The organism is Pseudomonas sp. Pseusp21 (genome assembly GCF_059492145.1).
Window position 1 is genome coordinate 3,018,407 of record NZ_CP168520.1, and the last position, 13,471, is coordinate 3,031,877.

Genomic DNA, 13,471 nt, shown 5'->3' on the forward strand with positions numbered 1-13,471 from the left:
CGCCAATTTTTGTCTTATGCGTCCAGCGAGCTCTGATCGATGACCAGACCTGGGCCCATAGTGGTGCTCAGGGTAACGCGCTTGACGTAGATACCTTTCGAAGAAGCTGGCTTGATACGCTTCAGATCAGCGATCAGGGCTTCAACGTTTTCCTTCAGCTTGACGGCATCGAAGCCGATCTTGCCAACGGAAGTGTGAATGATGCCGTTTTTGTCGGTGCGATAACGAACCTGACCAGCCTTGGCATTTTTAACCGCGGTAGCGACGTCTGGGGTAACAGTGCCGACTTTCGGGTTAGGCATCAGACCACGTGGACCGAGGATCTGACCCAGTTGACCTACAACGCGCATGGCATCCGGGGATGCGATCACTACGTCATAGTTCAGGTCGCCGCCTTTCATTTCGGCAGCCAGGTCGTCCATACCTACACGGTCAGCGCCGGCAGCCAGAGCGGCCTCAGCAGCTGGACCCTGGGTGAACACAGCAACGCGAACAGTCTTGCCAGTGCCGTGTGGCAGCACAGTAGCGCTACGAACAACCTGGTCGGATTTACGCGGGTCTACGCCCAGGTTTACAGCTACGTCGAACGACTCGCTGAACTTGACAGTCGACAGCTCGGCCAGCAGTGCAGCGGCGTCTACAATGTTGTAGGCCTTGCCTGCTTCGATTTTGCCGGCGATAGCCTTTTGACGCTTGGTCAGCTTAGCCATTACACACCCTCCACGTTAAGGCCCATGCTACGAGCAGAACCGGCGATAGTACGCACGGCTGCATCCATATCAGCTGCAGTCAGATCCGCGTTTTTGGTTTTCGCGATTTCTTCCAGCTGAGCACGGGTAACAGTGCCAACCTTAACGGTGTTCGGACGAGCGGAACCGCTGGTCAGACCGGCCGCCTTCTTCAGCAGAACCGAAGCAGGGGTGGATTTGGTTTCGAAAGTGAAGCTACGGTCGCTGTAGACAGTGATGATCACTGGAGTCGGCAGACCAGCTTCCAGACCCTGGGTACGGGCGTTGAAAGCTTTGCAGAATTCCATGATGTTCACGCCGTGCTGCCCCAGAGCAGGACCAACAGGTGGACTTGGGTTAGCCTGAGCGGCCTTCACTTGCAGCTTGATGTAAGCGGTAATCTTCTTGGCCATGAGGCACTCCAATTACGGGTTCGAACGCCTCGAAAGGCTCCCCGGTTACTTGCGCGTTTATCCCAGTGACGACAAAACCCCACAGCCTAGGGCTGCGGGGTTGGGATGCTTGCTCAGCTAGACCTTTTCGACCTGACTGAACTCCAACTCTACCGGAGTAGAGCGTCCGAAAATGAGCACTGCCACTTGGATCCGGCTCTTTTCGTAGTTAACTTCTTCAACAACGCCGTTAAAGTCAGCGAACGGCCCGTCATTGACTCGAACGGTTTCGCCTGGCTCGAACAACGTCTTCGGCTTCGGCTTGTCGCTACCGTCGGCAACGCGACGCAAAATCGCCTCAGCTTCTTTATCGGTGATTGGTGCCGGCTTATCAGCAGTACCGCCGATAAAACCCATCACCCGAGGAGTATCCTTGACCAAGTGCCAAGTACCCTCGTTCATATCCATCTGAACCAGCACATAACCCGGGAAGAATTTGCGCTCGCTTTTGCGTTTCTGGCCATTACGCATTTCAACCACTTCTTCAGTGGGAACCAGAATTTCGCCGAAGCCATCTTCCATGCCAGCCAGCTTTACACGCTCGATCAACGAACGCATTACATGCTTCTCGTAACCCGAGTAAGCATGCACAACGTACCAACGCTTAGCCACGGGACACCCTTAGCCGACAATCAAGGAAACAAGCCAGCCGAGCAGGGAATCAAGCCCCCACAACAGCAACGCCATAACCAGAACAACAGCCACAACAATCAGCGTGGTCTGCGTGGTTTCTTGGCGAGTTGGCCATACGACTTTACGAATCTCGGTGCGAGCTTCCTTAACCAGTACAAAGAAAGACTTGCCCTTGGCAGTCTGCAGACCTACAAAGGCGGCTACAGCAGCAATGACAAGCAATGCGAGTACACGGTACAGGATCGGCGAAGCAGCGTAATACTGATTACCGACAACGCCAACAATTACCAAAGCGACTACGACGAGCCACTTGAGTAAATCGAAGCGAGAGCCTTGAGCTTCAGCTTTAGGAGTCATCTATGAAGATCCTGTGAAAAGAAAGCCAGACACACCAAGTGAATCTGGCAGGTCAGGAGGGAATCGAACCCCCAACCTACGGTTTTGGAGACCGTCGCTCTGCCAATTGAGCTACTGACCTAAAACAAAATCAGGCCGACCATTATGCCGGCCTGAAAAAGACATTACAACTGTTTACTCGATGATCTTAGCCACGACACCAGCACCAACGGTACGGCCGCCTTCACGGATTGCGAAACGCAGACCGTCTTCCATCGCGATGGTTTTGATCAGGGTAACAGTCATCTGAATGTTGTCACCTGGCATTACCATTTCAACGCCTTCTGGCAGCTCGCAGTTACCAGTCACGTCAGTAGTACGGAAGTAGAACTGTGGACGGTAGCCTTTGAAGAACGGAGTGTGACGACCACCCTCTTCCTTGCTCAGAACGTAAACTTCTGCGGTGAACTTGGTGTGCGGCTTAACCGAACCCGGCTTAACCAGAACCTGACCACGCTCAACGTCGTCACGCTTGGTACCACGCAGCAGAACGCCGCAGTTCTCGCCAGCACGACCTTCGTCCAGCAGCTTGCGGAACATCTCAACACCGGTGCAGGTGGTGGTGGTGGTGTCACGCAGACCAACGATTTCCAGGGCGTCCTGAACGCGAACGATACCGCGCTCGATACGGCCAGTTACAACAGTACCGCGACCCGAGATCGAGAACACGTCTTCGATTGGCATCAGGAACGGCTTGTCGATAGCACGCTCTGGCTCTGGGATGTAGCTGTCCAGAGTTTCCACCAGCTTCTTAACAGCGGTGGTGCCCATTTCGTTGTCGTCTTTGCCTTCCAGCGCCATACGAGCAGAACCGATGATGATCGGAGTGTCGTCGCCTGGGAAGTCATAGGTGGACAGCAGGTCGCGAACTTCCATCTCAACCAGTTCCAGCAGCTCAGCGTCGTCTACCAGGTCAGCCTTGTTCAGGAAAACCACGATGTACGGAACGCCTACCTGACGGGACAGCAGGATGTGCTCACGGGTTTGTGGCATCGGACCATCAGCGGCCGAGCAAACCAGGATCGCGCCGTCCATCTGCGCAGCACCAGTGATCATGTTCTTCACGTAGTCAGCGTGACCTGGGCAGTCAACGTGAGCGTAGTGACGAATGTTCGAGTTGTACTCAACGTGCGCGGTGTTGATGGTGATACCGCGAGCTTTTTCTTCTGGCGCGCTGTCGATCTTGTCGAACTCAACTACGGCCGAACCGAAAACTTCGGAGCAGACGCGAGTCAGAGCAGCGGTCAACGTGGTTTTACCGTGGTCTACGTGACCGATGGTGCCAACGTTGACGTGCGGCAGGGAACGATCAAATTTTTCCTTAGCCATCGATATCACCCCTAACAGAAGAAATTGAGCAAACAACTTAAGCCATTAAAACAAAGGCAGATATTTTCATATCTGCCTTGTTATATGGAGCTCTTGAGCGGATTTGAACCGCTGACCTCACCCTTACCAAGGGTGTGCTCTACCAACTGAGCTACAAGAGCGTAACACTTTGCACAACCTGCAAACTTGGAGCGGGTAGCGGGAATCGAACCCGCATCATCAGCTTGGAAGGCTGAGGTTCTACCACTAAACTATACCCGCGGAGCCTGCAGCTCACGCTAAAATCTGGTGGAGGGAGAAGGATTCGAACCTTCGAAGTCGTAGACGTCAGATTTACAGTCTGATCCCTTTGGCCGCTCGGGAACCCCTCCTAATCAGGCCGGCATTCTATACTATGCCAACCCTCTGTCAAGCATTTTCTCATTTAAAAACCTGAGGTTAGCTGCGTTGACATCACTCCATCACATCAACCTTTTCAGGTCTTCGCTGTGGAGCGGGCGCCATTCTATGCAAACTATTCAGTAGGTGCAACCCCCTCGCACGGCATTATTTTATGTTTTAACTCATTGAATTCCTTGGAAAGGTTTCGTAGCTGAGCATCACCCAGTAAACGCTGGGTTTCGGGCGCAAGCTGGAACCAATATGAGCCGCCGGAAGACTCTTTTGACGAAGGAAGAGCTTTTGCTCCAAGCTCCGTCAAACGCTGCTCTAACGCCCGAGCGGACTCGGGACGCGCCAAACCACCTACGTAAAGACACTGCTCATCAGACTTTCCACCAGTCCTTTTTTCACGGGGAGCATCACCACCAGCCTCACTCAGCAAGCGAATATCCTGTTGCGAGCCACGATAAAGACTGAGCGGCGTGACATCCTTTGCGCGTAGCGGGGCCTCCTGCTGATGCCAGACGTAATAAAAAACATTGAGTACCAGAAGCAGAAGGAACAACCAACGCATACAAACCTCAGGACAAAGGACACGCCATAGCCAAACCCACGAACACCAAATCGGAAACAACCCGAGCGCCAGGCGCAACATCCGAGACCAGTTCGGCATCACCCCCCGTAATGAAGACACTGTAGTCATCACCCCAGTAGGAATGCGCCATCTCCAGCTGCGTCAATACGAACCCTCTGAGCATCAACGAACAGCCACGCTCTACAGCCTCAGCCGTGTTGCGCCCAGGAGCCTGACTGGTCAACGCTCGCTCCGCCGCGAGATCCCCATAGCGGATTTTTCGAGTATGAGTACGTAGCTGATTACGCATTAGCGGCATGCCAGGGCAAATGAAGCCCCCCAGATGATCACCGTCCGCCGAGATGAAATCGGCAGTCACCGCTGTCCCGAAATCTAGAACAAGACAAGCCCCTTTAGCCAAGTGAAAACCACCAAGCATCGCCAGCCAGCGATCGAGGCCAAGACGCTCATAATCGTCGTAACCATTCTTTACACCGGACATCTCGCGAGCAGGCGCCGCACAGACGACGGAAATGCCGAATTCACGCCTGAGCAAGCCAATCAGCAAATTAGTTTCATCTTCAGTTCTTACACTGACAAGGCGACATTTATCGAGAGATATTTTCTCAAGCGATCGAAGCCCCTCAACCAATGCCCCATCAGAATCGACCACACCTTCCGCGACCAAGACTCTCAGCTCGGCATTCAGTACCCGCCACTTAATAAAACTGTTTCCACAATCGAGCTCAAGAATCATCACGCAACCTCAAGCTGAGCTCACCACCACTAAAGACCTTTTCCACACCATCCACCTTTAGCCGCAGCGCGCCTTGATTATCGATTCCCAGCACCACACCATCTACCTTATTGACACCGGCAGTGAGAGAAACCGGCCGCCCTTGCCACAAATGGCTCGCCTCCCACTCCGCCTGAAGCGCAGAAAAGCCGCCCGATTGGTGACGCTGCAGATAGAGTTGCAACTGCTTACTCAGCTCAACCGCCAGAGCATTGCGATCACAAGACTTGCCCGACTCTAGGCGCATTGAAGTCCATTGCTGATCGACTTCGTCCGTAGCCTGCATGTTGACATTGATGCCTATGCCCAACACTACATGGCAAACGTCTGCTGGATCACCAACCAGCTCTAGCAGGATCCCGGCGATTTTTTTTCGTCCGACCAATACATCATTGGGCCACTTCAGCCCTGCACTTGGCACCCCTAGCACATGCAAGGCCTGCCTGACCGCCAAACCGACAACAAGACTTAGCCCCTCGAGCTGACGCATCCCACCATCGATGCGCAACACGAGACTGTAATAAAGGTTTTCGGCAAATGGACTCACCCATTTACGCCCCCTGCGCCCTCGCCCGGAACTCTGCCGTTCAGCCAGTATAAGAAAGGGCGCCACCCGTCCTCGATCTATCGCGCGCAGCGATTCCGCATTAGTTGAGTCGATGGAATCAAAGACACTGACAGACCAGTCAGCAATACTTTCCTCTATTTCGCGCGAGTCAAGCAGCGTCAGCGGCGAGGCCAATTGATAGCCCCGCCCTCGAACTTTATGTATGGATAACCCAAGCTCTGCTTCCAGATGCTGAAGCTGCTTCCACACCGCACTTCGACTAATTCCCAGGGCAACACCCAAGGCCTGACCGGAATGGAATCGACCATCCTTCAGAAGGTTCAACAACGTCAGCATGCTGATCTCGCCTCAAAATGAGGCCCGAATAATAGCCATGCACCAGGCCGCTGCATAGAATTCAAACGATCCATTTTCCTGCAGGCAAAACAAAACCCCAACTGCTTTCGCAATTGGGGTTTCGGAATTTAATCTTGACGATGACCTACTCTCACATGGGGAAACCCCACACTACCATCGGCGATGCATCGTTTCACTTCTGAGTTCGGGATGGGATCAGGTGGTTCCAACGCTCTATGGTCGTCAAGAAATTCGGGTACTGACTCGTGACCGGATGGCCTCGCTTCAGCAAATTGGGTATGTGACAGCTTTCGGTGTTTTGTGAGCATCGAACTTTCGGTTCATTGCGTCTTCACACACCGCAATCTGATGCTCTTTCGAGTCTACAGATTGCTTGGGTGTTATATGGTCAAGCCTCACGGGCAATTAGTATTGGTTAGCTCAACGCCTCACAGCGCTTACACACCCAACCTATCAACGTCGTAGTCTTCGACGGCCCTTCAGGGAACTCAAGGTTCCAGTGAGATCTCATCTTGAGGCAAGTTTCCCGCTTAGATGCTTTCAGCGGTTATCTTTCCCGAACATAGCTACCCGGCAATGCCACTGGCGTGACAACCGGAACACCAGAGGTTCGTCCACTCCGGTCCTCTCGTACTAGGAGCAGCCCCTCTCAAATCTCAAACGTCCACGGCAGATAGGGACCGAACTGTCTCACGACGTTCTAAACCCAGCTCGCGTACCACTTTAAATGGCGAACAGCCATACCCTTGGGACCGGCTTCAGCCCCAGGATGTGATGAGCCGACATCGAGGTGCCAAACACCGCCGTCGATATGAACTCTTGGGCGGTATCAGCCTGTTATCCCCGGAGTACCTTTTATCCGTTGAGCGATGGCCCTTCCATACAGAACCACCGGATCACTAAGACCTACTTTCGTACCTGCTCGACGTGTCTGTCTCGCAGTCAAGCGCGCTTTTGCCTTTATACTCTACGACCGATTTCCGACCGGTCTGAGCGCACCTTCGTACTCCTCCGTTACTCTTTAGGAGGAGACCGCCCCAGTCAAACTACCCACCATACACTGTCCTCGATCCGGATAACGGACCTGAGTTAGAACCTCAAAGTTGCCAGGGTGGTATTTCAAGGATGGCTCCACGCGAACTGGCGTCCACGCTTCAAAGCCTCCCACCTATCCTACACAAGCAAATTCAAAGTCCAGTGCAAAGCTATAGTAAAGGTTCACGGGGTCTTTCCGTCTAGCCGCGGATACACTGCATCTTCACAGCGATTTCAATTTCACTGAGTCTCGGGTGGAGACAGCGCCGCCATCGTTACGCCATTCGTGCAGGTCGGAACTTACCCGACAAGGAATTTCGCTACCTTAGGACCGTTATAGTTACGGCCGCCGTTTACCGGGGCTTCGATCAAGAGCTTCGCGTTAGCTAACCCCATCAATTAACCTTCCGGCACCGGGCAGGCGTCACACCCTATACGTCCACTTTCGTGTTTGCAGAGTGCTGTGTTTTTAATAAACAGTCGCAGCGGCCTGGTATCTTCGACCGGCGTGGGCTTACGCAGCAAGTGCTTCACCCTCACCGGCGCACCTTCTCCCGAAGTTACGGTGCCATTTTGCCTAGTTCCTTCACCCGAGTTCTCTCAAGCGCCTTGGTATTCTCTACCCAACCACCTGTGTCGGTTTGGGGTACGGTTCCTGGTTATCTGAAGCTTAGAAGCTTTTCTTGGAAGCATGGCATCAACCACTTCGTCGCCTAAAGGCAACTCGTCATCAGCTCTCGGCCTTGAAACCCCGGATTTACCTAAGATTTCAGCCTACCACCTTAAACTTGGACAACCAACGCCAAGCTGGCCTAGCCTTCTCCGTCCCTCCATCGCAATAACCAGAAGTACAGGAATATTAACCTGTTTTCCATCGACTACGCTTTTCAGCCTCGCCTTAGGGACCGACTAACCCTGCGTCGATTAACGTTGCGCAGGAAACCTTGGTCTTTCGGCGTGGGTGTTTTTCACACCCATTGTCGTTACTCATGTCAGCATTCGCACTTCTGATACCTCCAGCAAGCTTCTCAACTCACCTTCACAGGCTTACAGAACGCTCCTCTACCGCATCACTTGCGTGATACCCGTAGCTTCGGTGTATGGTTTGAGCCCCGTTACATCTTCCGCGCAGGCCGACTCGACTAGTGAGCTATTACGCTTTCTTTAAAGGGTGGCTGCTTCTAAGCCAACCTCCTAGCTGTCTAAGCCTTCCCACATCGTTTCCCACTTAACCATAACTTTGGGACCTTAGCTGACGGTCTGGGTTGTTTCCCTTTTCACGACGGACGTTAGCACCCGCCGTGTGTCTCCCATGCTCGGCACTTGTAGGTATTCGGAGTTTGCATCGGTTTGGTAAGTCGGGATGACCCCCTAGCCGAAACAGTGCTCTACCCCCTACAGTGATACATGAGGCGCTACCTAAATAGCTTTCGAGGAGAACCAGCTATCTCCGAGCTTGATTAGCCTTTCACTCCGATCCACAGGTCATCCGCTAACTTTTCAACGGTAGTCGGTTCGGTCCTCCAGTCAGTGTTACCTAACCTTCAACCTGCCCATGGATAGATCGCCCGGTTTCGGGTCTATTCCCAGCGACTAGACGCCCTATTAAGACTCGCTTTCGCTACGCCTCCCCTATTCGGTTAAGCTCGCCACTGAAAATAAGTCGCTGACCCATTATACAAAAGGTACGCAGTCACAGAACAAAGTCTGCTCCCACTGCTTGTACGCATACGGTTTCAGGATCTATTTCACTCCCCTCTCCGGGGTTCTTTTCGCCTTTCCCTCACGGTACTAGTTCACTATCGGTCAGTCAGTAGTATTTAGCCTTGGAGGATGGTCCCCCCATATTCAGACAAAGTTTCTCGTGCTCCGTCCTACTCGATTTCATGACTAAGAGACTTTCGCGTACAGGGCTATCACCCACTATGGCCGCACTTTCCAGAGCGTTCCGCTAATCTCAAAGCCACTTAAGGGCTAGTCCCCGTTCGCTCGCCACTACTAAGGGAATCTCGGTTGATTTCTTTTCCTCAGGGTACTTAGATGTTTCAGTTCCCCTGGTTCGCCTCTTGCACCTATGTATTCAGTACAAGATAACCATCTTGTGATGGCTGGGTTCCCCCATTCAGACATCTCCGGATCAAAGTCTGTTTGCCGACTCCCCGAAGCTTTTCGCAGGCTACCACGTCTTTCATCGCCTCTGACTGCCAAGGCATCCACCGTATGCGCTTCTTCACTTGACCATATAACCCCAAGCAATCTGGTTATACTGTGAAGACGACATTCGCCGAAAATTCGAATTTCTCAACTAAGAGAACTCACAAATTTTACCTTAGCCTGATCACCACCAGTGAAAGTGGCTCTCAGTCTATCTTTCTACCACATACCCAAATTTTTAAAGAACGAACTAGTCAAAGACTAGAAATCAACATTCACCATCACAACGATGGAATGCTCATTTCTAAGCTCTTACTTCAGAAGCAGTAGTGGTGGAGCCAAGCGGGATCGAACCGCTGACCTCCTGCGTGCAAGGCAGGCGCTCTCCCAGCTGAGCTATGGCCCCGTATTTCTACAGGCGTTTCCCACACAAAATTGGTGGGTCTGGGCAGATTCGAACTGCCGACCTCACCCTTATCAGGGGTGCGCTCTAACCAACTGAGCTACAGACCCAATTTCGGGCTGCTTCTTTCGTCTTCTTCAATGAATCAAGCAATTCGTGTGGGAACTTATGGAGCAGCTGATGTCGTCGATTAAGGAGGTGATCCAGCCGCAGGTTCCCCTACGGCTACCTTGTTACGACTTCACCCCAGTCATGAATCACACCGTGGTAACCGTCCTCCCGAAGGTTAGACTAGCTACTTCTGGTGCAACCCACTCCCATGGTGTGACGGGCGGTGTGTACAAGGCCCGGGAACGTATTCACCGCGACATTCTGATTCGCGATTACTAGCGATTCCGACTTCACGCAGTCGAGTTGCAGACTGCGATCCGGACTACGATCGGTTTTATGGGATTAGCTCCACCTCGCGGCTTGGCAACCCTTTGTACCGACCATTGTAGCACGTGTGTAGCCCAGGCCGTAAGGGCCATGATGACTTGACGTCATCCCCACCTTCCTCCGGTTTGTCACCGGCAGTCTCCTTAGAGTGCCCACCATAACGTGCTGGTAACTAAGGACAAGGGTTGCGCTCGTTACGGGACTTAACCCAACATCTCACGACACGAGCTGACGACAGCCATGCAGCACCTGTCTCAATGCTCCCGAAGGCACCAATCCATCTCTGGAAAGTTCATTGGATGTCAAGGCCTGGTAAGGTTCTTCGCGTTGCTTCGAATTAAACCACATGCTCCACCGCTTGTGCGGGCCCCCGTCAATTCATTTGAGTTTTAACCTTGCGGCCGTACTCCCCAGGCGGTCAACTTAATGCGTTAGCTGCGCCACTAAGAGCTCAAGGCTCCCAACGGCTAGTTGACATCGTTTACGGCGTGGACTACCAGGGTATCTAATCCTGTTTGCTCCCCACGCTTTCGCACCTCAGTGTCAGTATCAGTCCAGGTGGTCGCCTTCGCCACTGGTGTTCCTTCCTATATCTACGCATTTCACCGCTACACAGGAAATTCCACCACCCTCTACCATACTCTAGCTCGCCAGTTTTGGATGCAGTTCCCAGGTTGAGCCCGGGGATTTCACATCCAACTTAACGAACCACCTACGCGCGCTTTACGCCCAGTAATTCCGATTAACGCTTGCACCCTCTGTATTACCGCGGCTGCTGGCACAGAGTTAGCCGGTGCTTATTCTGTCGGTAACGTCAAAATTGCAGAGTATTAATCTACAACCCTTCCTCCCAACTTAAAGTGCTTTACAATCCGAAGACCTTCTTCACACACGCGGCATGGCTGGATCAGGCTTTCGCCCATTGTCCAATATTCCCCACTGCTGCCTCCCGTAGGAGTCTGGACCGTGTCTCAGTTCCAGTGTGACTGATCATCCTCTCAGACCAGTTACGGATCGTCGCCTTGGTGAGCCATTACCTCACCAACTAGCTAATCCGACCTAGGCTCATCTGATAGCGCAAGGCCCGAAGGTCCCCTGCTTTCTCCCGTAGGACGTATGCGGTATTAGCGTTCCTTTCGAAACGTTGTCCCCCACTACCAGGCAGATTCCTAGGCATTACTCACCCGTCCGCCGCTGAATTCAGGAGCAAGCTCCCTTCATCCGCTCGACTTGCATGTGTTAGGCCTGCCGCCAGCGTTCAATCTGAGCCATGATCAAACTCTTCAGTTCAAACATCTTTGGGTTTTTAAGAAACCCTAAACTTGGCTCAGCAATCGTTGGTTACATCTTTGATTTCTCGCGGAGTAACTTGTGATGCTGATAATCTTGTTGACTATCAGTCTGACTCCACAAGCACCCACACGAATTGCTTGATTCAGTTGTTAAAGAGCGGTTGGTTAAGATCTTTCGTCTCAACCGAGGCGCGCATTGTACAGCAGCCTCATTTGCTGTCAAGTGATTATTTTCAGAAGTTTTCGAAGATTTCTTCAACAACTTCAACCACTTGCGCTTCCGATCTCTCGTTAGCGGGAGGCGAATTCTACAGCGTTACACGCTGCTGTCAACACCTCTTTTTCTCCGCCTTCGACCGAGAAGATCGAACCGTTGAAAGCACCAGAAAACCGGCATTTCCAACTCCTTCCAGGCTTCGATGAACTGAAGCGATCCACTATCGAAACCTACTTAACTCATTGAATCTCAAGGAGTTTTCCGTTTCGACTGCGCCGGAAGTGGGCGAATTATAGACCTCTGGAATTCGCCGTCAACCCCTTATTTCAACTTTACTCAGATTTCAGCGTAATCCGTGCGAAAGCCTTCTTGCCGGCCTGGCAAACGTGAGTCGCGCCCAGTACATATATAAAGGAACGATCAACCACCTCACCATCTACACGCACACCACCGGAAGCCAGCAGATCACGAGCAGCTGCCGAGTTCTTCACCAGACCCGCCTTATTAAGGACAGCAGCAATCGGCATATCCTCGGCAGCTGTCAGTTCGATCTCTGGCAGATCATCCGGCAGCTCGCCATCCTTCATACGGTTACCCGCACCACGGTGAGCATTGGCCGCAGCCTCTTCACCGTGGAAGCGCGCAACAATCTCCTCGGCCAGCTTGATCTTGATATCGCGAGGATTAGCGCCGACCTCCACATCAGCACGGAACGCATTGATCTCATCCATTGAACGGAAGCTGAGCAACTCGAAGTAACGCCACATCAACGCATCAGGAATCGAGACCAGCTTGCTGTACATGACACCCGGCGCTTCCTGGATACCGACGTAGTTGCCCAGCGACTTGGACATCTTCTTCACGCCATCCAGACCTTCAAGCAACGGCATCGTCAGGATGCACTGCGCTTCCTGGCCGTAACCACGCTGCAGCTCACGCCCCATCAGCAGGTTGAACTTCTGATCGGTACCACCCAGTTCAACGTCAGCGCGCAAAGCAACCGAGTCATAACCCTGCACCAGCGGATAGAGGAATTCGTGAATGGCAATCGGCTGATTGGTGGTGTAGCGCTTGTCGAAGTCATCACGCTCGAGCATACGAGCAACGGTGTACTGCGAAGTCAGACGAATAAAGTCCGCAGGCCCCATCTGATCCATCCAGGTGGAGTTGAACGCGACTTCGGTTTTCGTCGGATCAAGAATCTTGAACACCTGGGCCTTGTAGGTCTCGGCGTTTTCCAGAACCTGCTCACGGGTCAATGGAGGGCGAGTGGCGCTCTTGCCGCTCGGATCACCGATCATTCCGGTGAAATCACCAATAAGGAAGATCACTTGATGCCCCAGCTCCTGGAACTGGCGCAGCTTATTAATAAGCACAGTGTGACCAAGGTGCAGATCCGGCGCAGTTGGATCGAAGCCGGCCTTGATTCGCAGCGGCTGGCCACGCTTGAGCTTTTCGATCAGCTCGGACTCGACCAACAGTTCTTCCGCACCACGTTTAATCAGCGCTAGCTGCTCTTCAACCGACTTCATAACAGACCCGCAAGGCTCAGATTCAAAGGGAACCAACCATACAAGATCGCGCACCAAATACAAGTTTTGCCCGGCGCACGGACACCAATCCACGGACAGGGCGTCCGCAGACTTGCTTCAGAGATGATTTGGTTATATTTTATACAGTTATTTCATCTTCATCATGTCATTCATCTTTTCCAATTC

At 52.6% G+C, this 13,471-nt stretch carries 9 protein-coding genes, 6 tRNA genes and 3 rRNA genes; all 18 read right to left on the reverse strand.

Translation table 11 applies throughout. The annotated features are described in order from the left end of the window. Positions 1 to 14 precede the first annotated feature (14 nt). A complete protein-coding gene (gene rplA, locus ACEN93_RS13745; RefSeq protein ID WP_003228754.1) occupies positions 15 to 710 on the reverse strand; it encodes a 50S ribosomal protein L1 in 696 nt (231 codons plus the stop codon). Beyond that, positions 710 to 1,141, reverse strand: a complete 432-nt coding sequence (gene rplK / locus ACEN93_RS13750; protein WP_003228756.1) for a 50S ribosomal protein L11 — start codon at positions 1,139 to 1,141, stop codon at positions 710 to 712. The genes rplA and rplK overlap by 1 nt, the downstream gene beginning before the upstream one ends. Before the next feature lie 117 nt (positions 1,142 to 1,258). After that, on the reverse strand, positions 1,259 to 1,792 hold the full coding sequence (gene nusG / locus ACEN93_RS13755; protein ID WP_007957598.1) for a transcription termination/antitermination protein NusG: 534 nt from the start codon (positions 1,790 to 1,792) through the stop codon (positions 1,259 to 1,261). Positions 1,793 to 1,801: 9 nt separating this feature from the next. Further along, the gene (gene secE, locus ACEN93_RS13760; RefSeq protein WP_007957600.1) at positions 1,802 to 2,170 is read right to left on the reverse strand and encodes a preprotein translocase subunit SecE; all 369 of its coding nucleotides are present in this window, start codon (positions 2,168 to 2,170) and stop codon (positions 1,802 to 1,804) included. Positions 2,171 to 2,215: 45 nt separating this feature from the next. Then, positions 2,216 to 2,291 (reverse strand) — tRNA-Trp (locus ACEN93_RS13765). Positions 2,292 to 2,344: 53 nt separating this feature from the next. Next, entirely contained in the window at positions 2,345 to 3,538 is a 1,194-nt protein-coding gene (gene tuf / locus ACEN93_RS13770) for an elongation factor Tu (RefSeq protein ID WP_010220303.1), read from the reverse strand. A gap of 85 nt (positions 3,539 to 3,623) precedes the next feature. Further along, positions 3,624 to 3,699 (reverse strand) — tRNA-Thr (locus tag ACEN93_RS13775). 26 nt (positions 3,700 to 3,725) lie between these two features. Continuing rightward, positions 3,726 to 3,799 (reverse strand) — tRNA-Gly (locus ACEN93_RS13780). 25 nt (positions 3,800 to 3,824) lie between these two features. Continuing rightward, positions 3,825 to 3,909 (reverse strand) — tRNA-Tyr (locus ACEN93_RS13785). 143 nt (positions 3,910 to 4,052) lie between these two features. Continuing rightward, entirely contained in the window at positions 4,053 to 4,493 is a 441-nt protein-coding gene (locus ACEN93_RS13790; RefSeq protein WP_080770675.1) for a hypothetical protein, read from the reverse strand. Positions 4,494 to 4,500: 7 nt separating this feature from the next. Beyond that, on the reverse strand, positions 4,501 to 5,250 hold the full coding sequence (locus ACEN93_RS13795) for a pantothenate kinase (RefSeq protein WP_039773325.1): 750 nt from the start codon (positions 5,248 to 5,250) through the stop codon (positions 4,501 to 4,503). Beyond that, a complete protein-coding gene (gene birA, locus ACEN93_RS13800; RefSeq protein WP_074692372.1) occupies positions 5,240 to 6,193 on the reverse strand; it encodes a bifunctional biotin--[acetyl-CoA-carboxylase] ligase/biotin operon repressor BirA in 954 nt (317 codons plus the stop codon). The genes ACEN93_RS13795 and birA overlap by 11 nt, the downstream gene beginning before the upstream one ends. A 132-nt stretch (positions 6,194 to 6,325) precedes the next feature. Continuing rightward, positions 6,326 to 6,441: ribosomal RNA gene (gene rrf / locus ACEN93_RS13805) — 5S ribosomal RNA — on the reverse strand. 157 nt (positions 6,442 to 6,598) lie between these two features. After that, positions 6,599 to 9,489: ribosomal RNA gene (locus ACEN93_RS13810) — 23S ribosomal RNA — on the reverse strand. A 244-nt stretch (positions 9,490 to 9,733) separates the two neighbouring features. Beyond that, positions 9,734 to 9,809, reverse strand: a tRNA-Ala gene (locus ACEN93_RS13815). Positions 9,810 to 9,839: 30 nt separating this feature from the next. Then, positions 9,840 to 9,916, reverse strand: a tRNA-Ile gene (locus tag ACEN93_RS13820). Positions 9,917 to 9,997: 81 nt separating this feature from the next. After that, positions 9,998 to 11,534: ribosomal RNA gene (locus ACEN93_RS13825) — 16S ribosomal RNA — on the reverse strand. The 16S, 23S and 5S rRNA genes sit together here with 2 tRNA genes alongside, the layout of an rRNA operon. A gap of 551 nt (positions 11,535 to 12,085) precedes the next feature. After that, entirely contained in the window at positions 12,086 to 13,285 is a 1,200-nt protein-coding gene (tyrS, locus tag ACEN93_RS13830; protein ID WP_074692263.1) for a tyrosine--tRNA ligase, read from the reverse strand. Between the last annotated feature and the right edge of the window lie 186 nt (positions 13,286 to 13,471).

Coding starts and splice junctions, on each gene's coding strand:
- rplA (WP_003228754.1), bottom strand. CDS start 710: ATGGCTAAGCTGACCAAGCGTCAAAAGGCTATCGCCGGCAAAATCGAA.
- rplK (WP_003228756.1), bottom strand. CDS start 1,141: ATGGCCAAGAAGATTACCGCTTACATCAAGCTGCAAGTGAAGGCCGCT.
- secE (WP_007957600.1), bottom strand. CDS start 2,170: ATGACTCCTAAAGCTGAAGCTCAAGGCTCTCGCTTCGATTTACTCAAG.
- tuf (WP_010220303.1), bottom strand. CDS start 3,538: ATGGCTAAGGAAAAATTTGATCGTTCCCTGCCGCACGTCAACGTTGGC.
- ACEN93_RS13790 (WP_080770675.1), bottom strand. CDS start 4,493: ATGCGTTGGTTGTTCCTTCTGCTTCTGGTACTCAATGTTTTTTATTAC.
- ACEN93_RS13795 (WP_039773325.1), bottom strand. CDS start 5,250: ATGATTCTTGAGCTCGATTGTGGAAACAGTTTTATTAAGTGGCGGGTA.
- birA (WP_074692372.1), bottom strand. CDS start 6,193: ATGCTGACGTTGTTGAACCTTCTGAAGGATGGTCGATTCCATTCCGGT.
- tyrS (WP_074692263.1), bottom strand. CDS start 13,285: ATGAAGTCGGTTGAAGAGCAGCTAGCGCTGATTAAACGTGGTGCGGAA.